Origin of the sequence: Citrobacter sp. RHBSTW-00859 (genome assembly GCF_013729795.1) — a bacterium.
GTDB lineage: Bacteria > Pseudomonadota > Gammaproteobacteria > Enterobacterales > Enterobacteriaceae > Citrobacter > Citrobacter braakii.
Genome location: NZ_CP056284.1, coordinates 818,594 through 843,783 on the forward strand (window position 1 = coordinate 818,594; position 25,190 = coordinate 843,783).

Annotated in this window: 23 protein-coding genes and 1 tRNA gene; 8 read left to right on the forward strand and 16 right to left on the reverse strand. The window is 51.1% G+C overall.

Annotation, left to right across the window (positions count from 1 at the left end):
* Window positions 1-140 precede the first annotated feature (140 nt).
* From HV302_RS04200 to HV302_RS04210, 3 genes are all read left to right on the forward strand, one after another.
* Window positions 141-2,429 (forward strand): FdhF/YdeP family oxidoreductase, encoded by a 2,289-nt coding sequence (locus HV302_RS04200; protein ID WP_181626950.1) that lies wholly within the window; start codon window positions 141-143, stop codon window positions 2,427-2,429.
* A gap of 153 nt (window positions 2,430-2,582) precedes the next feature.
* Window positions 2,583-4,445 (forward strand): bifunctional glutathionylspermidine amidase/synthase, encoded by a 1,863-nt coding sequence (gene gss / locus HV302_RS04205; RefSeq protein ID WP_047358635.1) that lies wholly within the window; start codon window positions 2,583-2,585, stop codon window positions 4,443-4,445.
* Between the two features lie 379 nt (window positions 4,446-4,824).
* Window positions 4,825-5,522, forward strand: a protein-coding gene (locus HV302_RS04210; protein ID WP_223429336.1) for an IS1 family transposase whose coding sequence is annotated in 2 segments (ribosomal slippage) — window positions 4,825-5,074 and window positions 5,074-5,522 — 699 coding nt in all. Because the reading frame shifts where the segments join, the coding sequence is not laid out codon by codon here.
* 150 nt (window positions 5,523-5,672) lie between these two features.
* Here the strand turns inward: HV302_RS04210 and HV302_RS04215 are convergent.
* From HV302_RS04215 to HV302_RS04225, 3 genes are all read right to left on the reverse strand, one after another.
* The gene (locus HV302_RS04215; protein ID WP_001218761.1) at window positions 5,673-6,926 is read right to left on the reverse strand and encodes a tyrosine-type recombinase/integrase; all 1,254 of its coding nucleotides are present in this window, start codon (window positions 6,924-6,926) and stop codon (window positions 5,673-5,675) included.
* Between the two features lie 195 nt (window positions 6,927-7,121).
* Window positions 7,122-7,197, reverse strand: a tRNA-Phe gene (locus HV302_RS04220).
* A gap of 105 nt (window positions 7,198-7,302) precedes the next feature.
* Window positions 7,303-8,010 (reverse strand): DUF554 domain-containing protein, encoded by a 708-nt coding sequence (locus HV302_RS04225; protein ID WP_047357842.1) that lies wholly within the window; start codon window positions 8,008-8,010, stop codon window positions 7,303-7,305.
* A 468-nt stretch (window positions 8,011-8,478) separates the two neighbouring features.
* Here HV302_RS04225 and HV302_RS04230 point away from each other — a divergent pair, with 468 nt between their 5' ends.
* Window positions 8,479-10,614: an ornithine decarboxylase gene (locus HV302_RS04230; RefSeq protein WP_181626951.1), complete on the forward strand. Its 2,136-nt coding sequence runs from the start codon at window positions 8,479-8,481 to the stop codon at window positions 10,612-10,614.
* A 55-nt stretch (window positions 10,615-10,669) separates the two neighbouring features.
* On the opposite strand, the gene HV302_RS04235 is transcribed toward HV302_RS04230, so the two are convergent.
* From HV302_RS04235 to mutY, 4 genes are all read right to left on the reverse strand, one after another.
* Entirely contained in the window at window positions 10,670-11,926 is a 1,257-nt protein-coding gene (locus tag HV302_RS04235; RefSeq protein WP_016157449.1) for a nucleoside permease, read from the reverse strand.
* A gap of 210 nt (window positions 11,927-12,136) precedes the next feature.
* Window positions 12,137-13,222 carry a membrane-bound lytic murein transglycosylase MltC gene (mltC, locus tag HV302_RS04240; protein ID WP_181626952.1) on the reverse strand — a complete coding sequence of 362 codons (1,086 nt, stop codon included), beginning with the start codon at window positions 13,220-13,222 and terminating at the stop codon, window positions 12,137-12,139.
* A 94-nt stretch (window positions 13,223-13,316) separates the two neighbouring features.
* The gene (locus HV302_RS04245; protein WP_016154409.1) at window positions 13,317-13,592 is read right to left on the reverse strand and encodes an oxidative damage protection protein; all 276 of its coding nucleotides are present in this window, start codon (window positions 13,590-13,592) and stop codon (window positions 13,317-13,319) included.
* Between the two features lie 27 nt (window positions 13,593-13,619).
* On the reverse strand, window positions 13,620-14,672 hold the full coding sequence (gene mutY / locus HV302_RS04250) for an A/G-specific adenine glycosylase (protein ID WP_049268553.1): 1,053 nt from the start codon (window positions 14,670-14,672) through the stop codon (window positions 13,620-13,622).
* A 160-nt stretch (window positions 14,673-14,832) separates the two neighbouring features.
* On the opposite strand from mutY, the gene trmB reads away from it, so the two are divergent.
* From trmB to HV302_RS04265, 3 genes are read left to right on the forward strand one after another with little or no spacing between them, the layout of a single operon-like run.
* Window positions 14,833-15,552, forward strand: coding sequence for a tRNA (guanosine(46)-N7)-methyltransferase TrmB (gene trmB / locus HV302_RS04255; RefSeq protein ID WP_016154407.1), 720 nt, complete (start codon window positions 14,833-14,835; stop codon window positions 15,550-15,552).
* The gene (locus tag HV302_RS04260) at window positions 15,552-15,878 is read left to right on the forward strand and encodes a YggL family protein (RefSeq protein ID WP_016154406.1); all 327 of its coding nucleotides are present in this window, start codon (window positions 15,552-15,554) and stop codon (window positions 15,876-15,878) included. The genes trmB and HV302_RS04260 overlap by 1 nt, the downstream gene beginning before the upstream one ends.
* Window positions 15,879-15,927: 49 nt before the next feature.
* Window positions 15,928-16,647 (forward strand): DUF2884 domain-containing protein, encoded by a 720-nt coding sequence (locus HV302_RS04265; protein WP_016157447.1) that lies wholly within the window; start codon window positions 15,928-15,930, stop codon window positions 16,645-16,647.
* Window positions 16,648-16,720: 73 nt separating this feature from the next.
* Here the strand turns inward: HV302_RS04265 and HV302_RS04270 are convergent.
* Window positions 16,721-17,418, reverse strand: a protein-coding gene (locus HV302_RS04270) for an IS1 family transposase (RefSeq protein WP_223429336.1) whose coding sequence is annotated in 2 segments (ribosomal slippage) — window positions 16,721-17,169 and window positions 17,169-17,418 — 699 coding nt in all. Because the reading frame shifts where the segments join, the coding sequence is not laid out codon by codon here.
* Between the two features lie 193 nt (window positions 17,419-17,611).
* Here HV302_RS04270 and ansB point away from each other — a divergent pair.
* Complete coding sequence (gene ansB / locus HV302_RS04275; protein ID WP_137351894.1) at window positions 17,612-18,658, forward strand: L-asparaginase 2; 1,047 nt, start codon at window positions 17,612-17,614, stop codon at window positions 18,656-18,658.
* 63 nt (window positions 18,659-18,721) lie between these two features.
* Here the strand turns inward: ansB and HV302_RS04280 are convergent, their stop codons facing one another.
* The 8 genes from HV302_RS04280 to HV302_RS04315 form a co-directional block, all read right to left on the reverse strand.
* Complete coding sequence (locus tag HV302_RS04280; RefSeq protein ID WP_016157446.1) at window positions 18,722-20,023, reverse strand: TRAP transporter large permease; 1,302 nt, start codon at window positions 20,021-20,023, stop codon at window positions 18,722-18,724.
* Window positions 20,023-20,526 (reverse strand): TRAP transporter small permease, encoded by a 504-nt coding sequence (locus tag HV302_RS04285; protein ID WP_181626953.1) that lies wholly within the window; start codon window positions 20,524-20,526, stop codon window positions 20,023-20,025. The genes HV302_RS04280 and HV302_RS04285 overlap by 1 nt, the downstream gene beginning before the upstream one ends.
* A 44-nt stretch (window positions 20,527-20,570) precedes the next feature.
* On the reverse strand, window positions 20,571-21,557 hold the full coding sequence (locus HV302_RS04290; protein WP_016157444.1) for a TRAP transporter substrate-binding protein: 987 nt from the start codon (window positions 21,555-21,557) through the stop codon (window positions 20,571-20,573).
* A gap of 313 nt (window positions 21,558-21,870) precedes the next feature.
* The gene (gene hemW / locus HV302_RS04295; protein WP_047357839.1) at window positions 21,871-23,007 is read right to left on the reverse strand and encodes a radical SAM family heme chaperone HemW; all 1,137 of its coding nucleotides are present in this window, start codon (window positions 23,005-23,007) and stop codon (window positions 21,871-21,873) included.
* Window positions 23,000-23,593 carry an XTP/dITP diphosphatase gene (locus tag HV302_RS04300; RefSeq protein ID WP_016154402.1) on the reverse strand — a complete coding sequence of 198 codons (594 nt, stop codon included), beginning with the start codon at window positions 23,591-23,593 and terminating at the stop codon, window positions 23,000-23,002. Before HV302_RS04300 ends, hemW begins: the two co-directional genes overlap by 8 nt.
* 7 nt (window positions 23,594-23,600) lie before the next feature.
* Window positions 23,601-23,891 (reverse strand): DUF167 family protein YggU, encoded by a 291-nt coding sequence (gene yggU, locus HV302_RS04305; RefSeq protein WP_005123286.1) that lies wholly within the window; start codon window positions 23,889-23,891, stop codon window positions 23,601-23,603.
* Complete coding sequence (locus tag HV302_RS04310) at window positions 23,888-24,454, reverse strand: YggT family protein (protein ID WP_016154401.1); 567 nt, start codon at window positions 24,452-24,454, stop codon at window positions 23,888-23,890. Before HV302_RS04310 ends, yggU begins: the two co-directional genes overlap by 4 nt.
* Before the next feature lie 18 nt (window positions 24,455-24,472).
* Window positions 24,473-25,177, reverse strand: a complete 705-nt coding sequence (locus tag HV302_RS04315; RefSeq protein WP_016154400.1) for a YggS family pyridoxal phosphate-dependent enzyme — start codon at window positions 25,175-25,177, stop codon at window positions 24,473-24,475.
* Window positions 25,178-25,190 lie beyond the last annotated feature (13 nt).

Consider the following 25,190-nt stretch of genomic DNA (forward strand, 5'->3'; position numbering starts at 1 on the left):
TGTCGCTTTGTGCTGAAAGGGGAAGATAAATCTAACCCGTTCATTGTACTCGCTCCGTACTCCATGAAGAGGAAATCAATGTTGGACGGAAATTGCTACCGTATTCACCATTAAAAATTGGCGGTGAATAAGCAGTAATAATGAAAAATGGTGTTCCAGGAGTAAGCGGTTATCAGGGCCCGGCGGGTGGGTGGGGCGCGGTAAAAGCCGTCACTGCTTCGGTGTTTTCGCAAAAGGCTGTCGCCCGCGACATTATCGCGATGTTCAAAATGAACCAGGTGAAAGGGTTCGACTGTCCGGGCTGTGCGTGGCCGGACCCAGGGCACCGTGCGCCAATGGAGCTGTGCGAAAATGGCGTTAAGGCGGTCTCCTGGGAGACAACCAGTAAAAAAGCGTCACCGGAATTTTTCAGCCGTCACCCGGTTTCCACACTCTGGCACTACAGCGATTATGAGCTGGAAAATATCGGTCGTTTGACGCATCCGATGAAATACGATGCAGCATCAGATACCTGGCAGGCGGTGGATTGGGATATCGCCTTCCAGGAGATCGGCGAGCGTCTGCGCAGCTATGATTCACCCCAGCAGGTTGAGTTTTACACCTCCGGCAGAACGTCAAATGAAGCGGCGTTCCTGTATCAGCTTTTTGCCCGCGAATATGGCAGCAGCAACTTTCCTGATTGCTCAAACATGTGCCACGGACCGACCAGCGCAGGGCTAACGCCGGCCATTGGCCTTGGAAAAGGGACCGTTCAACTTGACGATTTTGACCATTGCGATCTGGTGATTTGTATCGGGCATAACCCTGGCACAAATCATCCACGTATGCTGACCACCTTACGCGACGTTGCCAAACGCGGGGCTAAAATAATCTCTATCAATCCGCTGAACGAAAGGGGGCTTGAGCGCTTTAGTTTCCCGCAAAGCCCGAAAGAGATGTTCACCGGCCAGTCGACGCAGCTGAGCAACGACTACTACCAGGTAAAAATGGGCGGTGACGCCTCGCTGCTCAAAGGCATCATGAAGGCGCTGATCGAAATGGATGAAGCGCGGATCTTACTGGATCAGCAACCGACACTCGATCATGTATTTATCGATGAGCATACCGCTGGATATGCAGCGCTGTATGATGACTTACGTCAGCATAACTGGGCGGCGCTGGAACAGGACTCGGGCCTGACGCGCAGTCAGATGGAGGACCTGGCACACAGCTACAGTAAATCTCGTGCCACTATTATTTGTTATGGTCTGGGCATCACCCAGCATAAAAACGGTACTGAGAACGTCCAGCAACTGGTAAACCTGCTGCTGCTGAAAGGCAATATGGGTAAGCCTGGGGCGGGGATCTGCCCGTTGCGCGGTCATTCTAACGTGCAGGGCGACCGTTCCGTGGGGATCAACGAAGCGGCATCCGAAGACTTCCTGCAACGCCTTGAGACGCATTTTTCTATCCGTGTGCCGCGTACACATGGCCGCTCCAGCGTGGAGAGTATTCGGGCCATCGAACGGGGAGAGGCAAAAGCGCTCATTTGCATGGGTGGCAATCTGGCGGTGGCGATGCCGCAGCCGCAGCGTACCTTTGCGGCGATGAAAAATTTGGATCTGCAGGTCCATGTTGCGACCAAGCTGAACAGATCGCATTTGCTGCTGGCAAAGCATAATTACCTGCTGCCTGCATTAGGTCGAACGGAGCGCGACATTCAGGCTACGGGGATCCAGTCGGTGACCGTCGAAGACTCGATGTCGATGGTCCACGCTTCCTGCGGCGCGCTGAAGCCAGCTTCCCGCTGGTTAAAATCGGAACCCGCGATTGTGGCGGGCATGGCACACGCCACTCTGCCGCTTTCGCCGATCAACTGGGAAGCGTTAACAGGGGACTACGCGCTGATCCGTGACGCCATTGAAGCCGTGATCCCGGCGTTCCACGATTACAATGCCCGTATTGCCGAGCCGGGCGGATTTCGTATGGATACACCCGCTTCGCGCCGTGAATGGCGAACGGCGAATGGTAAAGCCAACTTTATCGTCAGCCATCAGCGGGCGGTAGAGCGAGAAAATCAGCCTGCCGATGCACTGGTTCTGGCGACGCTGCGCAGCCACGATCAATACAACACCACTATTTATGGTATGAACGATCGCTACCGTGGCATTACCGGTCGTCGGGATGTGGTGTTTTTAAGCGCTGAAGAAGCGGCGACTCGCGATCTGAGCCAGGGAGATGTGGTCAACGTTCAGGCGCTGGACGACCGCGGCCAGCCCTGTGCGGATCGCATTATGTGCGGCTTGACGGTGGTGATTTACAACATGGCGGTGGGCTCAATAGGCGCTTATCTGCCAGAAGCGAATGTCCTGCTTTCGCTGGATGCGGTGGACACACAAAGTTTGACTCCGGCGTATAAAAGCGTACCGGTCACCGTGACAAAAGCGTAGTTCCTGCTGCGAATTTTTCGCCTCTGAGCGCCAGCCGCTGCGTTGAGGTGTATGATGATGTCGACCTCTGTCCGGTTAGTGTCGCAGAGCAGGCAATCAGAGCGAAAAATTCACGCCAACCTGCTCAGGCTGTATTGTTTTGAGGTAAGGTGCATGAGCAAAGGAACGACCAGTCAGGATGCCCCATTCGGGACATTATTGGGCTACGCCCCAGGCGGCGTAGCAATCTACTCTTCAGATTACAGCTCCCTCGACCCACGGGACTACGACGATGATGCGGCATTTCGCAGCTATATCGACGACGAATACATGGGCCACAAATGGCAGTGCGTAGAGTTCGCACGCCGCTTTCTCTTCCTTAATTATGGCGTGGTCTTCACCGATGTAGGCATGGCCTGGGAGATCTTTTCCTTACGCTTTCTACGCGAAGTAGTGAATGACAATATCCTGCCGTTACAGGCATTTCCGAATGGTTCACCCCGCGCGCCGGTAGCCGGTGCTCTGCTTATCTGGCAAAAAGGCGGTGAGTTTAACGATACCGGCCATGTGGCGGTCGTCACCCAGTTGCTGGAAAACAAAATCCGTATTGCCGAACAGAACGTGCTCCATACGCCGTTGCCTCCCGGACAGCAGTGGACCCGCGAACTGGAGATGGTGGTTGAAAACGGTTGTTACACCCTGCGTGATACCTTTGACGACACCACCATCCTTGGCTGGATGATCCAGACCGATGATACCCGTGACAGCCTGCCGCAGCCGGAGATCGCCAACGACTCGTTGAGAATTGGCGGCGCGCGACTGGAAGATAACGGGCAGTTTGACGGTAAATGGCTTGATGAACAGGATCCGCTGCAGAAAGCCTACGTGCTGGCGAACGGCCACGTGATTAATCAGGATCCGCATCAGTACTTCACCATTACCGAGAGTGCTGAGCAGGAGCTGATCAAAGCCACCAACGAGCTGCACCTGATGTATCTGCACGCGACCGACAAAGTGCTGAAAGATGACAACCTGCTGGCGCTGTTCGATATCCCGAAAATCCTCTGGCCGCGTCTGCGCCTTTCCTGGCAGCGTCGTCGGCATCATATGATTACGGGACGTATGGATTTCTGTATGGATGAACGCGGACTGAAGGTGTATGAGTACAACGCCGATTCCGCATCGTGCCATACCGAAGCCGGTTTGATCCTCGAAAGATGGGCCGAGCAGGGCTATACAGGACAGGGACACAACCCAGCAGAAGGATTGATCAACGAACTGGCGGGGGCCTGGAAGCACAGCCGCGCGCGTCCTTTTGTCCACATCATGCAGGATAAAGATATAGAGGAAAACTACCACGCTCAGTTTATGCAGCAGGCGCTACGTCAGGCCGGATTTGACAGTAAAATTCTGCGTGGCCTCGATGAGCTACGTTGGGATGACGCTGGTCAGCTGATTGACGGGGACGGTCGTCTGGTGAACTGCGTCTGGAAAACCTGGGCGTGGGAAACCGCGATTGAGCAGGTGCGAGAGGTCAGTGAAACGGAGTACGCTGCGGTACCAATTCGTACCGGGCATACGAATCAGGAAGTGCGTTTAATCGACGTGTTGCTGCGCCCGGAAGTGCTGGTCTTTGAACCTCTGTGGACGGTGATCCCTGGTAATAAAGCGATTCTGCCGATCCTGTGGCAACTGTTCCCACACCACCGCTATCTGCTTGATACTGATTTCACTGTTAATGAAGAGCTGGCGCAAACCGGTTATGCAGTGAAACCTATTGCTGGACGTTGTGGCAGCAACATCGATCTGGTGAGCCATCAGGAAGAGTTACTGGATAAAACCAGCGGTAAGTTTGCCGAGCAGAAGAACATTTATCAGCAGCTTTGGTGTCTGCCAAAAATTGCCGGTAAATATATTCAGGTTTGTACCTTCACCGTAGGCGGTAACTATGGGGGGACCTGCCTGCGCGGCGATGAGTCGCTGGTGATTAAAAAAGAGAGCGATATCGAGCCGCTGATTGTAGTGAAGGAAGAGTAATTTTTTTGCGAGTTCTTGATTGAAATGCGAAAAGCCGGAGTATATCTCCGGCTTTTTTCTGTTTGTAGTTAAATTGACGCTGATTATATATTTAAATAAGTTACATGGAATATGGATATAATGATAATTATTACTTTAATTAATATTTTATAGCTCAAAAACATTCTTTTTATGAATGTTTTCAACGTTAATCAATTTCCTCTGTTTGTATTAGATAATACACTTTCTTGATTTTGTTTTTAGATGAATAATACTAATGTATTATTTGGTGTATTAGTGATATTGATCATATTTTATCTCAGGTAATATGTCGGATTACGTTAGGGTGATGCTGCCAACTTACTGATTTAGTGTATGATGGTGTTTTTGAGGTGCTCCAGTGGCTTCTGTTTCTATCAGCTGTCCCTCCTGTTCAGCTACTGACGGGGTGGTGCGTAACGGCAAAAGCACTGCCGGACATCAGCGCTATCTCTGCTCTCACTGCCGTAAAACATGGCAACTGCAGTTCACTTACACCGCTTCTCAACCCGGTACGCACCAGAAAATCATTGATATGGCCATGAATGGCGTTGGATGCCGGGCAACCGCCCGCATTATGGGCGTTGGCCTCAACACGATTTTACGTCACTTAAAAAACTCAGGCCGCAGTCGGTAACCTCGCGCATACAGCCGGGCAGTGACGTCATCGTCTGCGCGGAAATGGACGAACAGTGGGGCTACGTCGGTGCTAAATCACGTCAGCGCTGGCTGTTTTACGCGTATGACAGGATACGGAGGACGGTTGTGGCGCACGTCTTCGGTGAACGCACTCTGGCCACACTGGAGCGTCTTCTGAGCCTGCTGTCGGCCTTTGAGGTCGTGGTATGGATGACGGATGGCTGGCCGCTGTATGAATCCCGCCTGAAGGGAAAGCTGCACGTAATCAGCAAGCGTTACACTCAGCGCATTGAGCGACATAACCTGAATCTGAGACAACATCTGGCAAGGCTGGGACGGAAGTCACTGTCGTTCTCAAAATCGGTGGAGCTGCATGACAAGGTCATCGGGCATTATCTGAACATAAAACACTATCAGTAAGTTGGAGTCATTACCGGTAATCCCCTGTACCTACGTAAAATAGTTCATCACAAGGACAGGCGGCAGCTTGCCATCACCCCCTCTGTGAATAAATGTATACAGGGAAAGAATAAGTAAACATTCTCCCGGCATTTCTGCCGGGAGAATAGATTATAATTGTTGTCTGGCGTAATCGAAAGGTGAGACCGGATTTTCACTATTCGCATCGAGAAAATCTGCCCACCATTGCAGCATCAATTTGCGTTCGTCTAAGAACTCAGCTTTATGAATGTAGGCCGCACGTACGCCATTACGCTCCTGATGGCTCATCTGACGTTCAACAGCATCCCTGGACCATAGACCAGATTCAATCAATGAACTGCATGCCATTGCCCTGAAGCCGTGGCCACAAACGTCAACTTTTGTATTGTAGCCCATCAGGCGTAACGCGTTATTCACCGTATTTTCACTCATAGGTTTCCATGGATTGTGGTCGCCAGTGAAAATTAGCTCGTGCTCACCGCTGATGACCTGGATTTGTTTGAGAATATCCAGTGCCTGAGTTGAGAGTGGAACCAGATGCTCTGTACGCATTTTTGAGCCGCGATGGGAATACTTGACCCCTTCAATAGGTTTTCGCTCAGGAGGAATGGTCCACATGGCTTTCTTAAAGTCGATCTCAGACCACCTGGCAAAGCGAAGTTCACTGGAACGGATGAAGATGAGCAGTGTAAGTTTAGTTGCCAGTCGGGTGAGAGGTTGACCTCTGTAGGTATCCAGTCGTTCAAGTAGTTCAGAAATGCGATTTAAGGCGAGGGCAGGGCGGTGCTGACGTTTCACCGTGGTTAACGCGCCAGCCATATCCACGGCAGGGTTATAGGTGATAATGCCTGACTGGGCAGCATAGCGCATGATTGCAGTGATACGCTGCTGAAGGCGCGCTGCAATCTCATAAATCTCTTTGGCTTCGGCTGCCTTTACTGGAACAAGTAAATCGGGAGTTCTGAGGGTGGTAATGTCACGTGAACCGATAAAGGGAAACACATGAGTTTCTAGGCTTTTCAGTATCTTCTCACTATGTGAGGCTGACCATTTTTTGTTGCTCTTATGCCACTGCCTTGCGATGCCTTCAAATGTCTGAGCTGTTTCGGGTACCGACTTTTTGATTCGTTTCTGTTCGCACGGGTCAGTTCCTTCAGCTATCTGCTTTCTCGCCGCATCGCGTTTTTCCCTTGCTTCTGATAACGAGACTTCAGGATAGACACCCAGGGCGAGCGTTTTCTCTTTGCCCAGAAACCGGTAGCGGAGTCGCCAGTAGCGCGAGCCGTTAGGGTGAACGAGCAAAAACATGTTGCCGCTGTCGGCAAGTTTATAAGGTTTTTCATCCGGTTTAGCTGCACGGATTTTAGCGTCAGTGAGCGCCATTGGCGGTATCTCCTGATAGTAAAAGGGGCATAAATTTTATCGAATCAGACTATACCCTCAGTTGTACCCTCGCAAGGGGCTTGATGCGGGTAGAAGTTGATTGAGCTGGGTGGAGTTAATGGATTGAAGAGGTGTTGATTTCTGCGGGATTAGAATGCAAAAACGGACCTCCGTGGAGGTCCGTTGATATGAATTTGGTGCCCGGACTCGGAATCGAACCAAGGACACGGGGATTTTCAATCCCCTGCTCTACCGACTGAGCTATCCGGGCAACGAGGCGCATTAAACCCGATTCGCTTCGCTTCGTCAACGAAATTTCTTCAAATCAATGCAGACTGCACAATCTATCACCACATTGCTGCTAATGCACGCATTCTCAGGCAAAAAATGCCGTCCAGGCGGCGGAAAGCGGCATTGCCAGCAGCAGGGCTGGAAGCATATTCACAACCGCAAACATTTTGATGCCGCAAATACGCAAACCGGTTGCCAGCAGCAATAGACCGCCTACGGCGCTGAAATCGGCCATCATAGCTGGCGTCGTCAGGGGTAAAATCAGTGCTGCACAGGTGGCAAGCGTTAGCTGGATTGCCAGCATCGGCATGCAAATGGCGGATACCGCGATTCCTAATGAGCAGGCAAAAATGATGGCCGTGAAGAAATCCAAAAATGACTTGGCGATTAAAATATTCGGGTCGCCGGTCATCCCTTCATGTATCGCACCGAAGATCCCGGTACCGCTGGCGCAAAACAGCACAATGATAGCCACATAGCTTTGAATAAAGGATTCGTGCGTTACGTTGGCGTCCGAGCGGGTGAAAAGCTGCTGCGCTTTGGCTACCGCAGCATTGATCCCTTTTTCCAGATGACAAAACTCGCCAATTAACGCGCCGACCAGCGTTGCCAGAACCATCACCGGTAGATTGGCGCATTTGATAACCAGCAAGATACCAATCCCTAACGAGGCCAGCCCGAAAATAGAGGTCATGGAGACCCGAATACGTTCTGGTATATGCTGGCTGAGCAGCGCGCCGAGAATGCCACCAAATAAAATGGCGCTGGCATTAATAAAGGGTCCGATTACCACATTTGCTCCTGCATACCCATCATCGTCTTGATACTAAAGGCAATTAGCTGGGTGAAATTATGTTTCAGATTGCATTATTATGCCGCAACTTTCAGACGAAATGCTTGCTTATCTGTAAGGTTTTCGCACAGGATTTTATCTTGCGCCTGTAAGTGAAAGGTGCCATGATTGCGCGAATTTTCTTCTGTCTGAATGGGGCTGCCTGGGATGATATTACTCCCCCTACATCGCCTTCAACATCGCCTTTTTGCGCGACGTTTGCCCCTTCCCGCGACTTATCTTTACGCTCCCACCATGCGGTGAGGGCAGCGCACGCTCACTGCAGGATAACAGTAAAATCAGAGGCTATCTGCTTTTACTGATGTCTGGCGGTCGGGGCTGGTAACCAGTTTGACCTGTCATTTCGTGGGCAAAGCCATGCGGCGTTGTCCGGGACTTTTGATTTTCCCGAAACGGGTTATTGCGCTTATGAAATCAATGAAAATTGCCGCCAGTAGTGAACTGGTTTCTCGTCTGTCCAGCCATCGTCAGGTGGTGTCGCTGGACAGTACCGATTTTACTGACGTTGCGGCAGTCGTCATTACCGTTGCGGACAGCCGCAGTGGGATCCTGGCTTTGCTGAAACGCACCGGTTTTCATCTACCTGTGTTTCTGTTCGCAGAGTTTGATGTTGATGTGCCTGCGGGCGTTAATGCGGTAATTCGCGGTCAGGCCCAGGATTGGCTGGAGCTGGAATCTGCTGCCTGTCAGTATGAGGAAGATTTGCTGCCGCCGTTCTATGACACGCTTACCCAGTATGTCGAAATGGGGAACAGCACGTTTGCCTGCCCGGGACACCAACACGGTGAGTTTTTTAAGAAGCATCCTGCGGGCCGACATTTCTATGAGTTCTTTGGTGAGAATCTGTTTCGCGCGGATATGTGCAACGCTGACGTTAAGCTTGGCGATCTGTTGATTCATGAAGGATCAGCGAAACATGCGCAGAAATTTGCTGCGAAAGTTTTCCACGCGGATAAAACCTACTTTGTGCTGAATGGGACCTCTGCGGCCAATAAAGTGGTCACCAATGCTCTGCTGACGCGCGGCGATCTGGTGCTGTTTGACCGCAACAATCATAAATCGAACCACCACGGGGCGCTGATCCAGGCGGGTGCTACGCCGGTTTATCTGGAAGCGGCGCGTAATCCGTTTGGCTTTATTGGCGGCATTGATGAGCACTGCTTTGATGAGGAGTATCTGCGCCAGCAACTTCGAGAAGTTGCGCCGCAAAAGGCTGATCAACCGCGCCCGTTCCGTCTGGCGATCATTCAGTTGGGTACCTATGACGGTACGATCTACAACGCCCGGCAGGTGATCGACAAGATCGGTCACCTGTGCGATTACATCCTGTTTGATTCCGCATGGGTCGGTTACGAGCAATTTATCCCGATGATGGCCGATGGGTCGCCGCTGCTGCTAGAGCTCAATGCTAACGATCCGGGGATCTTTGTCACTCAGTCGGTACACAAACAGCAGGCCGGATTCTCGCAAACCTCGCAGATCCATAAAAAGGATAACCATATTCGCGGCCAGGCGCGGTTCTGCCCGCATAAGCGTCTGAACAATGCGTTTATGCTGCATGCTTCCACCAGCCCGTTTTACCCGCTGTTTGCGGCGCTGGACGTTAACGCCAAAATCCATGAAGGCGAGAGCGGCCGTCGGCTATGGGAGGAATGTGTGACGCTGGGGATCGAGGCCCGCAAAGCGATTATTACCCGCTGTAAGCTGCTTCAACCGTTTATTCCTCCGGTAGTGGATGGCAAACCGTGGGAAAGCTATCCGACACAGGTGATTGCCAGCGAGCGTCGCTTCTTTAGCTTTGAACCTGGTGCTAAATGGCATGGTTTTTCTGGATATGCACGCGACCAGTATTTTGTCGATCCCTGCAAACTGTTGTTAACCACTCCGGGCATTGATGCGCAAACTGGGCAATATACTGAGTTTGGTATTCCGGCGACGATTTTGGCGCATTATCTGCGTGAAAACGGTATCGTGCCGGAGAAATGCGACCTTAACTCGATTCTGTTCCTGCTGACCCCGGCAGAAAGCGCTGAGAAACTGGCGCAACTGGTCGCGATGCTGGCGCAGTTTGAACAACATATTGAAGACGATACGCCGCTGGCAAACGTGCTGCCCACCATCTTCAACAAGTATCCGGTACGTTACCGGGATTACACGCTGCGTGAACTGTGTCAGGAGATGCACTCACTGTACGTCAGCTTTGATGTGAAAGATCTGCAAAAAGCGATGTTCCGTCAGGAGAGTTTGCCTGCCGTGGCGATGAACCCGCAGGATGCTAACAGCGCCTTTATCCGCGGTGATGTTGAACTGGTGCGTATTTGTGATGCCGCTGGTCGCATTGCGGCAGAAGGCGCGCTGCCTTATCCTCCGGGCGTACTGTGCGTGGTACCGGGCGAAGTATGGGGCGGGGCGGTGCAACGTTACTTCCTGGCATTGGAAGAGGGCATAAACCTGCTGCCAGGCTTCTCGCCGGAGCTGCAAGGGGTTTACAGTGAAACGGATGCAGACGGCATTAAACGTCTGTATGGATATGTTCTGAAGTAAGCGTCATCTGACCAAATAGGGCCACCATCAGGTGACCCTATTTAATCAATAAAGATTAGTGCGCGATAGTCTGGGCGCCTGCCGGAACGCGTACGTGTTTGTATTTAAACAGCGCAACGAAGGCAAAAGCCAGAACCAGCGAGTAACCTGCGAAGATCAGCCACACGGTCTGCCAATCGGTAATACCGTTCAGCGTATAGTGTTCAACTACTTTACCGCTCACCAGACCGCCCAGAATACAACCGAAGCCGTTGGTCATCATCAGGAACATGCCTTGTGCGCTGGCGCGGATTTCAGGGCGAACTTCTTTCTCTACAAACACGGAGCCAGAGATGTTGAAGAAGTCGAAGGCGCAGCCGTAAACAATCATCGACAGAACCAGCAGCACGGTACCAAACGGTGTTGGATCGCCGTAGGCAAACAGGCCAAAGCGCAGCATCCACGCCACGATACTGATAAGCATCACGTTCTTAATACCGTAACGGCTTAAGAAGAACGGGATGGTCAGGATAAACAGCGTCTCGGAGATCTGCGAAATCGACATCATCACCGACGCGTGTTCAACGATGAAGCTGCCGGAGAACAGCGGATTGTTATCGAAGCTGTGCAGGAAGGTATTACCGAACATATTGGTAATTTGCAGCTCTGCGCCCAGCATCATAGAGAAGATGAAGAAAATCGCCATACGCTTGTTTTTAAACAGCGCGAAGGCATCCAGGCCCAACATGGAAGACCAGCTCTGGTTTTTCTGCTGATTGGCGACCGGGATATGCGGCAGCGTCAGGGTGAACAGCGCCAATACGACGGACAGCGTCGCGCCGATATACAGCTGCATATGGCTCAGTTCAAAGCCGGAGAAGCTTACCGCCCACATCGCCAGAATAAAGCCGATGGTGCCCCAGATACGGATTGGCGGGAAGTCTGTAACAATATCCATCCCGGCTGATTGCAGGCGATAGTAAGAGATGGTGTTGATTAACCCCAACGTTGGCATATAGGCCAGGGAGTTAAGCAAGATCACGAAGAACATGGCACCTGGCGTGGTGACTTCGGCTGCGGCGAACAGCGTTGCTGCGCCGACCAGGTGACAAATGGTGTACACCCATTTTGCACTGATCCATTTGTCAGCCACGATCCCTAACAGCGTAGGCATAAACACGGCGGCGATCCCCAGCGAGCTGTACACCGCGCCAATGGATGCACCATCAAATTTAAGGGTGACAAACATATAGGAGCCGAGGGTAGTGAGCCAACTACCCCATAAGCAGAACTGCAGAAACGAGAGAACTTTCAGCTGCAGCTTAAGATTCATGTTAATTTCCTCACACCGTAATGCGGATGAATGTTTTAAAAGGCACATTTGCCGTGGCTATATGATGTGATTCTATCAACGAGAGGCACTCTTTTTTTGTTACCTGTGACAAATATTTGCAAACAATTTCGGATTGCAAAGCAAAAGAGTGATGGAGTTAACGTTTTTCCCTCTTCAGGCCCCCGTTTTAGGGGGCAAGAGAGGGATACATTAGCGGCGACGATATGATTTTTGTGCGGAATTGACCTTGTAAAGATATCGGCGTGATTCAGCAGATGGGTGTCGGGTGGTCAGCGTTTGATAAACGTCCCCAGGGGACATGCTGTTAATGATGTTTGCGGCCTGAATTTTATCGTTCGAGAACACGCGCAGCACGCTGCCCGCACCGCCGTTATACGCGGTGATCACCGCATAGCGACGTGAGGTCGGATTATCAATGCCGCCCAAATAGACATTATTCAGCATTGCCAGATAGGCAGTACCGGTATCAATGTTGCTGGCCGGGTCAAACAAGAAGCTACGGCTTGGCGTGCCTGAGCGCCCCTGGGAACGGAACACATCTTTTCCGGCGCTGTGTTGTACCACCTGCATGAGTCCCAGCGCATCGGCATGGCTGACCGCATACGGGTTAAACGAGGATTCGGTTTGCATGATGGCCAGAATCAGCGACTCGTCGACGCCATACTTACGTGAAGCCTGATGTACCATGCCGACGTATTTATGCGCGCGCTTATCAAGGTGGTTCGGGACCAGATTGATCGTCACGCTATAGATGATACGCAAGCCATTGCTGCGCTTTTTCAGTCGCGTTTGTAGCAGGTAGTTGGCAAAGTTGGTTGCACGTCCCTCCCAACGAATAGGCTGGCCGGTATTATCGACTACCTGCCCGTACAGGAACGGCTCTTTGGAAATCTTAATGTCGTCGACATCGGAATAGAGGTCGATAGAACCCGGATCATCGCCCATCAGCAACGTCTTGATAATCGCTAGACGCAGATGTCCGGCGGGATCTGTCCCGGCAATGGTCTCGACGGTTATCGTACCGTCATCAAAATTGATATGGCTGCGGGTTTGATACTGATCGGTATACTTTACGTAGTCCTTCGGACCCGCAATCAGCACTTCCTTAAATCCCCACAGATTCTCAATGTTATGGGCAAATTGCCCCATTAGAATATCAAAACCGTTGGTATCCTTGACCCAGGCTTCGTTATAGGAGTCGCCTTTTTTGGTCGAACTGGAACAGGAGATGAGCAACGGCGCGATAACGGCAAGCGCGAGAAATTTTTTCATCATTCCGGGAGTGCGTGTTGTGTTTGTTGTTGTATCGTTTTGCCGGATGGCGGTGCAAGCACCCTATCCGGCCTACGAGATTGCCAGCAAGCGATGCTTATTTTTTTTCTTCAGGCGTATAGCCTTCAATATGCACATCCTTACCTTCAAACAGGAAGTTAATCATCTCCTGTTCCAGTAACTTACGGTGTTCAACGTTCATCATATTGAGTTTCTTCTCGTTAATCAGCATGGTTTGTTTATGCTGCCATTGCGCCCATGCTTCTTTAGAAATCTCGTTATAGATGCGTTTTCCCAGATCGCCCGGGTACAGCTGAAAATCCTGTCCTTCTGCTTCGCGTTGCAGGAAAGTGCAAAAAATCGTTCTGCTCATAAAAAATCCTCTTTATCGACCGGTACGTTAAACCTGTGTGCCGGCACGTAATTGCTGTAACAAACGCTCCACGGGGGCCGCCAGTCCGACTGACGGCGGTTGCGCTAAGTTATACCAGAGCGCGTTGCCTTCATCCATGCATGAGGTGAATGAGGACACGGGAAGCCACATAGGCACAATATCTAAGTGGAAATGGCTAAAGGTATGGCGAAACGCATTAAGTTGGGTCAGATTATCTGCGTTAATTTGCCGTTGCGCCAGCCAGTCGCGTAGCCCATCCTCATCATCAAACTGCGGAAAACAGTATAAGCCACCCCATAAACCGCTGGGTGGTCGCTGCGCGAGCAACACCTCGTTTTCATGCTGCATCAGTAAAAAATAGCCCGTCCGTTCTGGTAATGTCTGTTTGGGCTTTTTACCTGGGTACAGCGCCCAGCTTGCATTGGCGCTCGCCACACAGCCATTTTCCAACGGACACAGGGAACATTTGGGTTTTGAGCGCGTACAGACCATGGCGCCTAAATCCATCATCGCCTGATTAAACCGCTCAACCCCATGGGCTGGCGTAACCTGCTCGCTCAACTCCCACAGTTTCTTTTCGACCTCTTTTTTACCCGGCCAGCCGCTTACAGCATAACAGCGAGCCAGCACACGTTTGACGTTACCGTCAAGAATCGGAAAATGCTGACCCAGGGAGAGAGAAAGGATCGCGCCTGCAGTTGAACGTCCGACGCCTGGCAGGGCGGCCACTTCATCAAAGGTTTGCGGGAATGAGCCGCCGTGCAGCGTCACAACCTGTTGCGCGGCTTTATGCAGATTACGCGCTCGGGCGTAATAGCCCAGCCCGGTCCATAAATGCAGGACTTCATCCAGCGGCGCATGGGCTAAATCCGTTACCGTTGGGAAGCGCGCCATAAAGCGCTCAAAGTAGGGGATAACGGTCGCAACCTGAGTTTGTTGCAGCATCACCTCAGAGAGCCATACTTTGTAAGGCGTCTTATCAATTTGCCAGGGCAGCGTTTTCCGCCCGTATTTGTCGTACCAGCTCAAAACCTGAGCCGAGAATTGAGACGCTTGCATGATTACCGTTTCATTATTGCCGGGGGCAAGATTGCAGCACAGCGGCAACGGGGTGTAAACCGGAACTTTCCGCTGCTCACTTTCTTCCTTTACTTGCATCCGGCAACTAACTTTGGATAATGCCCGTTTTCAGAACTCAAACACAGCAGACTAAACTTTTATGAAGAACGACGTCATTTCACCGGAATTTGATGAAAACGGCCGCCCGCTGCGCCGGATTCGTAGTTTTGTTCGTCGCCAGGGGCGACTGACGAAAGGGCAGGAACACGCGCTGGAAAACTACTGGCCGGTGATGGGCGTTGAGTTCAGCGAAGAACCTGTGGATTTCGCTGCGCTGTTTGGTCGCGATGCGCCAGTCACGCTTGAAATTGGTTTTGGTATGGGGGCTTCGCTGGTGGCGATGGCGAAAGCGCGTCCGGAGCAAAATTTCCTCGGCATTGAGGTTCACTCACCGGGCGTTGGCGCGTGTCTGGCTTCAGCTCATGAAGAGGGCGTCGAGAACCTGCGTGTCATGTGCCATGATGCCGTCGAAGTCCTGCATAAAATGATTCCTGACAATTCTTTATCTATGGTTCAGCTGTTTTTCCCTGACCCGTGGCATAAAGCACGTCATAATAAACGCCGTATCGTTCAGGTACCGTTTGCTGAGCATATCTTAAGCAAACTGAAGCTGGGCGGCGTGTTCCACATGGCAACCGACTGGGAAGCCTATGCGGAGCACATGCTTGAAGTGATGTCCTCGATTGACGGGTATAAAAACCAGTCAGAGAGTAACGATTACGTACCGCGCCCGGAATCGCGCCCGGTAACCAAATTTGAACAACGTGGTCATCGTCTTGGCCACGGCGTATGGGACTTAATGTTCGAGAGGGTGAAATAATGGCAAAGAACCGTAGCCGTCGTCTGCGAAAAAAAATGCACATCGACGAATTCCAGGAAGTAGGATTTTCGGTTGCATGGCGTTTCCCGGAAGGTACATCTGGAGAGCAGGTCGATCAAATCGTTGATGATTTTATCAATGAAGTTATCGAACCGAACAAGCTGGCCTTTGACGGCAGCGGCTATCTGGCCTGGGAAGGTCTGATCTGTCTGCAGGAAATCGGCAAATGCACAGAAGAACATCAGGCTATCGTGCGTAAGTGGCTGGAAGAGCACAAACTCGAAGAAGTGCGCACCAGCGAACTTTTCGATATTTGGTGGGACTAAGTAGCAAAGGGTCGGCAAATGCCGGCCCAATTTGTATTGAGGGAAAGATATGATGCGCAAAACGCTGCTGGCGGCAGTCCTAACGTTCACGGCGATGGCCGCACATGCTGATTATCAGTGCAGCGTCACCCCGCGTGACGATGTGATTTTGAGTCCACAAACGGTACAGGTGAAGGGTGAGAACGGCAACCTGGTCATTACCCAGGCCGGTGATGTCACCTTTAACGGTAAACAGTACAACCTGAACGCCGCGCAGCGTGAGCAGGCTAAAGATTATCAGGCGGCGTTGCGTAGCAGCCTGCCGTGGATTGATGAAGGTGCCAGAGCGCGCGTGGAGAAAGGTCGCGTGGCGCTGGATAAAATCATCGCCAAAGAGGTCGGCGAAAGCAGCAACATGCGTGGCCGCTTAACTAAGCTGGATGCGCAATTGAAAGAGCAGATGAACCGCATTATTGAGCATCGCACTGACGGCCTGACCTTCCATTATAAGGCGATTGATCAGGTCCGCGCGGATGGACAACAGCTGGTCAATCAGGCGATGGGCGGTATTTTGCAGGACAGCATCAATGAGATGGGGGCAAAAGCCGTGCTCAAAGGCGGTGGTAATCCGCTGCAGGGCGTGCTCGGAAGCCTCGGAGGTTTGCAAACCTCAATTCAGAACGAATGGAAGAATCAGGAACAAGACTTCCAGCAGTTTGGCAAAGATGTTTGTGCCCGCGTCGTGACGCTGGAAAACGATCGTAAAACGCTGGTTAGCACTCTGAAATAATCTTCACCTCTTTTTAACGGCACAGAAACATTCTGTGCCGTTTTATTTTGTATTTTTCGGTAATGACTCCAACTTACTGATAGTGTTTTATGTTCAGATAATGCCCGATGACCTTGTCATGCAGCTCCACCGATTTTGAGAACGACAGTGACTTCCGTCCCAGCCTTGCCAGATGTTGTCTCAGATTCAGGTTATGTCGCTCAATGCGCTGAGTGTAACGCTTGCTGATTACGTGCAGCTTTCCCTTCAGGCGGGATTCATACAGCGGCCAGCCATCCGTCATCCATACCACGACCTCAAAGGCCGACAGCAGGCTCAGAAGACGCTCCAGTGTGGCCAGAGTGCGTTCACCGAAGACGTGCGCCACAACCGTCCTCCGTATCCTGTCATACGCGTAAAACAGCCAGCGCTGACGTGATTTAGCACCGACGTAGCCCCACTGTTCGTCCATTTCCGCGCAGACGATGACGTCACTGCCCGGCTGTATGCGCGAGGTTACCGACTGCGGCCTGAGTTTTTTAAGTGACGTAAAATCGTGTTGAGGCCAACGCCCATAATGCGGGCGGTTGCCCGGCATCCAACGCCATTCATGGCCATATCAATGATTTTCTGGTGCGTACCGGGTTGAGAAGCGGTGTAAGTGAACTGCAGTTGCCATGTTTTACGGCAGTGAGAGCAGAGATAGCGCTGATGTCCGGCAGTGCTTTTGCCGTTACGCACCACCCCGTCAGTAGCTGAACAGGAGGGACAGCTGATAGAAACAGAAGCCACTGGAGCACCTCAAAAACACCATCATACACTAAATCAGTAAGTTGGCAGCATCACCTATTTTTCTGTTTTTTTGATATCCATCTCTAAGAATAACAATTTGATGGAGATATAAATCTGGTTAATTGGATGGCGTCACATTATTCATCTGTAAGATAGACATAATGCTGCAAATTCAAGTAACTGGAGAAATAACATGGAGTTTTTCAAGAGAACGGCACTTGCCGCACTGGTTATGGGTTTCAGCGGCGCGGCGCTTGCACTGCCAAACATCACTATTTTAGCTACCGGCGGGACGATTGCCGGCGGTGGTGACTCTGCAACAAAATCTAACTACACGGCAGGCAAAGTCGGCGTAGAAAATTTGGTTGATGCCGTACCTCAGTTGAAAGATATCGCCGTTGTGAAAGGCGAGCAGGTGGTAAACATCGGCTCCCAGGATATGAATGACGAAGTCTGGCTAACGCTGGCGAAAAAGATTAATACCGAGTGTGATAAAACTGACGGCTTCGTGGTAACACATGGTACGGATACCATGGAAGAAACCGCCTATTTCCTCGATCTCACCGTCAAGTGCAACAAGCCGGTGGTGCTGGTCGGCGCAATGCGTCCGTCTACGGGTATGAGCGCTGATGGCCCGTTCAACCTGTATAACGCCGTGGTAACCGCCGCAGACAAAGCCTCTGCCAACCGTGGTGTGCTGGTGGTGATGAACGACACCGTTATGGATGGTCGCGACGTGACCAAAACTAACACTACGGATGTCGCTACTTTCAAATCCGTTAACTATGGTCCGCTGGGTTATATCCATAACGGTAAAATCGACTACCAGCGTACGCCTGCGCGAAAACACACCACATCCACGCCGTTCGATGTATCTAAGCTGACTGAGCTGCCGAAAGTTGGGATTGTTTACAACTACGCTAACGCCTCCGATCTGCCAGCTAAAGCATTGGTAGACGCGGGTTACGCCGGGATCGTCAGTGCGGGTGTAGGTAACGGTAACCTGTATAAAACCATTTTCGATACGCTAGCAACTGCCGCGCATAAAGGTACCGTTGTAGTGCGTTCATCCCGTGTACCAACGGGCGCCACCACCCAGGATGCTGAAGTTGATGATGCGAAATACGGATTTGTGGCTTCAGGCTCTCTGAACCCGCAAAAAGCGCGTGTTCTGCTGCAACTGGCTCTGACCCAAACCAAGGATCCTAAGCAGATCCAGGAAATATTTAATCAGTATTAATGGCATAAAAAATGCCCCTACCGTAGCGTTGGGGCATTCTCCAGAAGCAGTTACTCTTCGTATTTACATCAACCCCAGCATCTGTGGAATAAACAGAGAGATCTGTGGAATGTATACGATCATCATCAGTGCGACCAGCAATGCGGCGTAAAACGGCAGCAGGGGTTTGATCAATTGCTGGATCTTCACGCCAGAAATCGAACAGCCTACAAACAATGCACTTCCTACCGGCGGTGTCAGCAGACCAATGCACAGGTTGGCGACCATCATGATGCCGAAATGTACCGGATCCATACCTAACTCTTGAGCGATTGGCAAGAAAATGGGGGTAAAGATCAGGACTGCCGGTGTCATATCCATAAAGATCCCAACAACCAGTAGTACAATATTGATTAACAGTAGGATGATCAGTGGATTATCGGAAATACCCATTAATGTGTCACTGATCATGTAGGGAATATCGGCATTGGTCATCGCCCAGGACATGCCGACAGAGAAGCCGATCAGTAACAGTACGATAGAGGTCATCACGACTGATTCCAGGATCAGCTTTGGTAAATCGCGCCATTTTACTTCCCGGTAAATCAGCACCGAGAGAATGAAGGTGTAGACGACCGCAATCGCTGAGGCTTCTGTTGCGGTAAAGATCCCACCTAAAATACCCCCCATCACAATGATGACCAGTAACAGACTCGGTAGCGCATCCAGAAGTGCTTTTACTGCCTGTGCGCAGGTTGGTCTTTCCGACAGGGGATAACCACGGCGTTTGGCGATAATGGCGCATACCACCATGATCGAAAGCCCCATCAGGATCCCTGGTAAATAACCCGCCATAAACAACGAAGCAACTGAAACACCGCCAGCAGTAAGAGAAAACACAATTAACACATTTGATGGTGGAATTAACAGCCCGGTAATACAGGAGGAAACGTTAACGGCTGTCGAGAAGGTTGGGTCGTATCCTTGCTTTGTCTGAATAGGATTAAGCGTACCGCCAACGGCTGCAGCAGCGGCAACGGCAGAGCCGGATATCGAACCAAACATCATGTTTGCCAGCACGTTGACATGACCAAGTGAGCCGGGAACTCGCCCAACCATCACCTGCGCCAGGTTAATTAGCCGGATGGCGATCCCACCGCTGTTCATCAGCGTACCTGCGAAAATGAAAAACGGGATCGCCAATAGGGCAAAATTATCTAATCCGTTTGCCAGACGCTGAGAGACAGTGATAACGGCAACATCCCAAGGAAACATCAGCAGCATTGAGGCTACAGTGGCGATACCGATGGAGAACGAAATAGGTACGCCAATGAACACCAGGACAAAGAAGCAGCCAAACAGGGTTAGTGCGATATAGCCTTCCATCAAATTACCCCCTGCGAAGATTGTTTCAGTTGCTGAATATTTTGGTGAATAAACCACAGGGCATAGAACATCATGACTGCGCCGCTGAGCGGCAGGATGATATACACGTAACCCATTGGAATTTGCATGGCCGCAGAAACTTGCACCGTTGCCAGCGTTTTATTAATCAGCTTGATACCGCCGGTAACGATGACTGAACCTGCAAAGCTAAAAATCAGCAGATTAATGAATAAGCTCAATAACGCCTGTTTACGTTTATTAATCGACATGAACAGTAGATCGATAGACAGGTGGCGCTGGGCGCCTACGGTATAGGCTGCACCTAATAATCCGACCCAGATCATTAAGAAGCGCGCCAGTTCGTCAGTTAAGGTGCTGGGCTGATTGAGCACGTAGCGGCTAAAAACTTGCCAGACTACGCACACTACCAGCGCAATCATTACGATGACCGAAAATGCGGCAATGACGCGGTCTACCGCAAGCTTAAGGCGGTTAAATATCATGGTGAGTTTCCTGGTGAAACAGGGCCAATCAATGGCCCAAAGGGTTATTGTACTGCGTCTTCAAACTTCGCCAGCAAGGCTGCATGTTTTGGGTCTTTTTTGAAGTCATCAAACAGCGGTTGAACAGCGGCGCGGAAAGGGGCTTTATCAACTTTGATAATCTCGCCACCCATAGCTTTTGCTTGAGCGCGGGTATCAGCATCGATTTTATCCCACAACTTTTGTTGATAAGCCTCGGAATTTTTAGCCGCTTGACGAAGGATCTGTTGTTGCTCCGGGGTCAGCTTATTCCATGTTTTGGTTGAGATAACGAGAAAATCTGGAATAGAGGCGTGCTCATCTTCGGAGAAGACTTTAGCTATTTCGATATGACGTGTTTGCACCCACGATGGAACGTTATTCTCTGCGCCATCCACTACACCTTGTTGCATAGCGGTATAAACCTCACCGAAGGAAATGGGGGTCGGCGATCCGCCCATCAGTTCAACCATTTTAATGGTTGTGGGGCTGGGTTGAACGCGGACTTTCAGACCTTTCAGATCCTCTGGTTTGGTAATAGGTTTTTTGGCATAAAAACTACGCGTGCCGGCAACGTAAGCAGATAACGCAAAGAATCCCTTTTCTTTTGTGGATTCCATAATGTCTTTACCTACCTCACCAAATACAACGTTATTGAAATGGTTTTGATCTTTAAATAAGAAAGGTAAATTATAAATGGCATAAATATTATCAAATGACTCTAAATCACTGGCAGAACCTTTTGTCATATCCAACGCGCCATTTTGTAACAACTCCATCGTTTCTCGGGCATTACCCATTTGGCTACTGGGATATATACGTACAATCATTTTACCGTCGGAGAGTTGTTTTACCTCTTTGGCCATTTCTTCGAAAGCCTGGTGAACCACATGGCTACGTTCAAGGTTGTGTGCCAGTTTGAGAGTCACTTTTTCAGCAGCATTTGCGCCAGTGCTAAGTAGCGCCAACAAGGACGCACAGACTAGCGAGCGGGAAAAGGTTTTGATTTTCATAAGTAAGCTCCGTGCTTTAAGGTACAGTAATTGGTTGACATCTGATGATGGTTCACCTTTTTCTGTATGATAAATTAATATAGTTGTCAGACATCTATCCACTATATAGATCACATACCTTTTGCATGGCAGCAGTTTGATCTTATTTTGTGCGCTGTGTTCAATATATTTATGTTGGTGAAGAGGCTATTTAAAATGAATAAAATAATTAATATGGGTATTGTCAATAAATGACGTGCATTGTACTCGGTTTTTCCGAGTACAATATTTAGAGGAATTTGTAGAAGAAAATGCGCCGACAGGCGCACAGAGATTACTCCGCCAGAAACAGCTCCAGCAGAGAATTCAAAAATAGCTTACCGTGTTGGGTAATCTGCCAGTATTCATCGCATTCACTCAGATAGCCCTGGGCAATGGCCTCATCGATCTGTCGACGAATAACGTCTTCGGTAAGCCCGGTATATTGCGTGAACTCCGCGCGAGGCGCGGCTTCCAGCAGCCGGAAACGGTTCATAAAGAACTCAAACGGCTTATCGGCCTCGGCGACATCTCGCTGGCTTTCCAGATAACGTCCTTGCATGTATCCGCGCGGATGTCGCGTTTTGGTAGTGCGCAGGATGCGACCGTCTGGGAAAGTGACTTTGCCGTGCGCGCCGCAACCAATGCCTAAGTAGTCGCCAAAACGCCAGTAATTTAGGTTGTGCTGACACTGATAACCCGGTCTGGCGTAGGCTGAGGTTTCGTACTGCTGATACCCCGCGGCGGTCAGCAACTGGTGGCCTTGCTCAAAAATATCCCACAGCGCGTCGTCGTCCGGTAATACCGGTGGTCGGGACCCGAACAGCGTATTCGGCTCGATGGTCAACTGATACCAGGAAAGATGCGGCGGGTTGAGCGCGATGGCCTGCTGTAAATCGCCCAGCGCCTCTTCCAGCGTCTGATCCGGTAAACCGTGCATCAGGTCGAGGTTAAAGCTGCGTAGTCCCAGACCGCTCGCCAGGTGCGCTGCACGTTTGGCTTCTTCCGGTCCGTGAATACGTCCCAGACGTTCGAGTTTGGCGGAGCTAAAGCTCTGTACACCAATGGAGATACGGTTTACGCCAGCACGTTGATAATCCACAAAGCGATCGGCTTCCACCGTACCGGGATTCGCCTCCATCGTGATTTCTGCATCTGCGGCGAGATTCAGCCGTGCGCGCACGCCGTCGAGCAGCGTTTGCATTGCCGGGCCAGAAAGCAGGCTCGGCGTACCACCACCGATAAAAATCGTCTTTACCTCGCGGCCCTGGGCGTGGGCCACCTCAGAATCCAGATCGCTCAGCAGATGCTGCACATAGTCGTCATGAGGGACTTCGCCTTTAAGCGCATGCGAGTTGAAGTCGCAGTACGGGCATTTCTGCACGCACCACGGGATGTGTATGTAAAGACTTAACGGCGGAAGCTTAACCATTACGCAGGGCATCCAGCAGCAGCTTCAGTGCTTGTCCGCGGTGAGAAATCGCGCTCTTTTCTTCGCGGGTCAGTTCGGCGGCGGTTTTCCCTTCAGAGGGCACAAAGAAGATTGGGTCGTAGCCAAAACCACCGTTTCCGGCAGGTTCACGGGCAATAACGCCCGGCCAGCGTCCGTGGCAAACCACAGGTGTTGGATCGTCTGCATGGCGCATATATACCAGCACGCAGTGGAATTGTGCCTGGCGCTTGTCATCAGGAACATCCTGCAGGGTGTGGAGCAGTTTTTCCAGGTTCTGCTGATCGGTTGCATCTTCGCCGGAATAGCGGGCTGAATAGATGCCCGGCGCGCCGCCAAGGGCATTTACCGCCAGACCGGAGTCATCAGCAATGGCGGGTAAACCGGTAATTTGCGCGGCATGACGAGCCTTCAGAATGGCGTTCTCAATAAACGTCAGCCCGGTCTCTTCTGCAGAATCAACACCCAGATCCGTTTGGGCAACAACATCAAGACCGAAATCACTCAGAAGAGAGGCGAGTTCACGCACTTTACCGGCGTTGCCGGTCGCGAGGACAACTTTTTGCATGGGATACCTAATCAGTTAGCGCCGCAATTTCGGGCGGGATCTGTTGCGGATGAATGATTTTAACCTGTTTGTGACGACCAAGCTCGCCCTTCTCAATGACGACCTGGCTTTTTGCCACGCGGAACTGTTTGCCGAGAAACTTCACCAGATGGCTATTGGCTTGCCCATCAACTGGTGGGGCGGTAATGGCGACTTTTAGCTCGTCGCCATGTAAACCTACAATACTGTCACGGCTGGCTTTAGGCTGAATGTAGAGCCGTAAAACCAGACCGTCATCGCAGGGGGTAACGGCACTCATAACGCCATCCACAGCCCCGGCAGCAGCATGTTACCTGTCGCCTGTAACACTTCTGCGATGCCCATGTTAATGACATACAGCAGCAGAACCAGGATCATTGGCGAGAAATCGATCCCGCCCATGCCTGGAAGTAAGCGACGAATAGGACGCAGCAGCGGATCCGCCAGTTGAATCAGCACGTACTCCACAGGGCTGCGGCCCTGGCTGACCCAGCTCATAATCGCCATCACCAGCAGAACCCAGAAAATCAGCAGTCCGATAGTCTTCAGGACAATCAGCACGGCGGCGATCCAGATGATCGGCTGGAACGTAACCACCTTAAACAGCACGATGGCCTTGATAAAGCTCAGAACGAGCGCAACTAATGCCGATGCGCTGTCAATTGGCCCCATCGGGGGAATGATACGGCGTAACGGCCCAATAATGGGCTGAGTGATTTTCACAATAAACTGCGAGAACGGGTTGTAGAAATCGCAGCGAGACCATTGCATCCACACGCGCAGCAGCAGCGCCATGGTATACAGCTCAATTACCGTTGAGAGCAGGAAGGTCAACGTATTCATGGTGTTCCTTAGTTTTCCTTATTTTTTAGTGTAATCACGAGCACCAAAAATGGCAGTGCCGATGCGCACCATCGTGCTACCCGCCGCAATGGCGGCATCCATATCATCAGACATCCCCAGTGAGAGCGTGTCGATACTTGGGTAACGTGTTTTCAACCCGGCAAATGCTACCGCCATTTGCTGTGCAACTTCAAACTGCCTTACATAATCTGACTCTGGCGCCGGAATCGCCATCAGACCACGCAGGGTAATGCGTGGCAGCGCGGCGACTTCAGCGGCCAGTGCGTCAAGCTCTGCAAGCGGAATACCTGACTTACTGTTCTCATCGCTGATATTAATCTGAATCAACACATTGAGCGGCGGCAGTTCCGCAGGGCGCTGTTCGCTCAGACGGGCAGCGATACGCAGACGATCAATCGTATGGCACCAGTCAAAATGTTCAGCGACCAGACGACTTTTGTTCGACTGCAGCGGGCCGATAAAGTGCCACTGCAGATCGTTAACGCCTTTTTCCTGAAAGTAGCGGATCTTATCCACCCCTTCCTGGACATAGTTTTCACCGAAGGCACGCTGCCCTGCGGTCATGGCTTCTTCGATGGCGCTCGCAGGTTTGGTTTTGCTGACTGCAAGCAACATAACTTCTTCTGAAGACCGCCCGCAACGCGTCGCGGCGGCTGAGATTTTGTCCCGGACATGTGCCAGGTTATGCGCGATATCGTTCATTTTCCGAGGATGT

What these genes read in the sequence shown, in the direction of transcription:
- HV302_RS04200 (WP_181626950.1), top strand. Translation starts at nt 141, where the DNA reads ATGAAAAATGGTGTTCCAGGAGTAAGCGGTTATCAGGGCCCGGCGGGT.
- gss (WP_047358635.1), top strand. Translation starts at nt 2,583, where the DNA reads ATGAGCAAAGGAACGACCAGTCAGGATGCCCCATTCGGGACATTATTG.
- HV302_RS04215 (WP_001218761.1), bottom strand. Translation starts at nt 6,926, where the DNA reads ATGGCGCTCACTGACGCTAAAATCCGTGCAGCTAAACCGGATGAAAAA.
- HV302_RS04230 (WP_181626951.1), top strand. Translation starts at nt 8,479, where the DNA reads ATGAAATCAATGAAAATTGCCGCCAGTAGTGAACTGGTTTCTCGTCTG.
- HV302_RS04235 (WP_016157449.1), bottom strand. Translation starts at nt 11,926, where the DNA reads ATGAATCTTAAGCTGCAGCTGAAAGTTCTCTCGTTTCTGCAGTTCTGC.
- mltC (WP_181626952.1), bottom strand. Translation starts at nt 13,222, where the DNA reads ATGATGAAAAAATTTCTCGCGCTTGCCGTTATCGCGCCGTTGCTCATC.
- HV302_RS04245 (WP_016154409.1), bottom strand. Translation starts at nt 13,592, where the DNA reads ATGAGCAGAACGATTTTTTGCACTTTCCTGCAACGCGAAGCAGAAGGA.
- mutY (WP_049268553.1), bottom strand. Translation starts at nt 14,672, where the DNA reads ATGCAAGCGTCTCAATTCTCGGCTCAGGTTTTGAGCTGGTACGACAAA.
- trmB (WP_016154407.1), top strand. Translation starts at nt 14,833, where the DNA reads ATGAAGAACGACGTCATTTCACCGGAATTTGATGAAAACGGCCGCCCG.
- HV302_RS04260 (WP_016154406.1), top strand. Translation starts at nt 15,552, where the DNA reads ATGGCAAAGAACCGTAGCCGTCGTCTGCGAAAAAAAATGCACATCGAC.
- HV302_RS04265 (WP_016157447.1), top strand. Translation starts at nt 15,928, where the DNA reads ATGATGCGCAAAACGCTGCTGGCGGCAGTCCTAACGTTCACGGCGATG.
- ansB (WP_137351894.1), top strand. Translation starts at nt 17,612, where the DNA reads ATGGAGTTTTTCAAGAGAACGGCACTTGCCGCACTGGTTATGGGTTTC.
- HV302_RS04280 (WP_016157446.1), bottom strand. Translation starts at nt 20,023, where the DNA reads ATGGAAGGCTATATCGCACTAACCCTGTTTGGCTGCTTCTTTGTCCTG.
- HV302_RS04285 (WP_181626953.1), bottom strand. Translation starts at nt 20,526, where the DNA reads ATGATATTTAACCGCCTTAAGCTTGCGGTAGACCGCGTCATTGCCGCA.
- HV302_RS04290 (WP_016157444.1), bottom strand. Translation starts at nt 21,557, where the DNA reads ATGAAAATCAAAACCTTTTCCCGCTCGCTAGTCTGTGCGTCCTTGTTG.
- hemW (WP_047357839.1), bottom strand. Translation starts at nt 23,007, where the DNA reads ATGGTTAAGCTTCCGCCGTTAAGTCTTTACATACACATCCCGTGGTGC.
- HV302_RS04300 (WP_016154402.1), bottom strand. Translation starts at nt 23,593, where the DNA reads ATGCAAAAAGTTGTCCTCGCGACCGGCAACGCCGGTAAAGTGCGTGAA.
- yggU (WP_005123286.1), bottom strand. Translation starts at nt 23,891, where the DNA reads ATGAGTGCCGTTACCCCCTGCGATGACGGTCTGGTTTTACGGCTCTAC.
- HV302_RS04310 (WP_016154401.1), bottom strand. Translation starts at nt 24,454, where the DNA reads ATGAATACGTTGACCTTCCTGCTCTCAACGGTAATTGAGCTGTATACC.
- HV302_RS04315 (WP_016154400.1), bottom strand. Translation starts at nt 25,177, where the DNA reads ATGAACGATATCGCGCATAACCTGGCACATGTCCGGGACAAAATCTCA.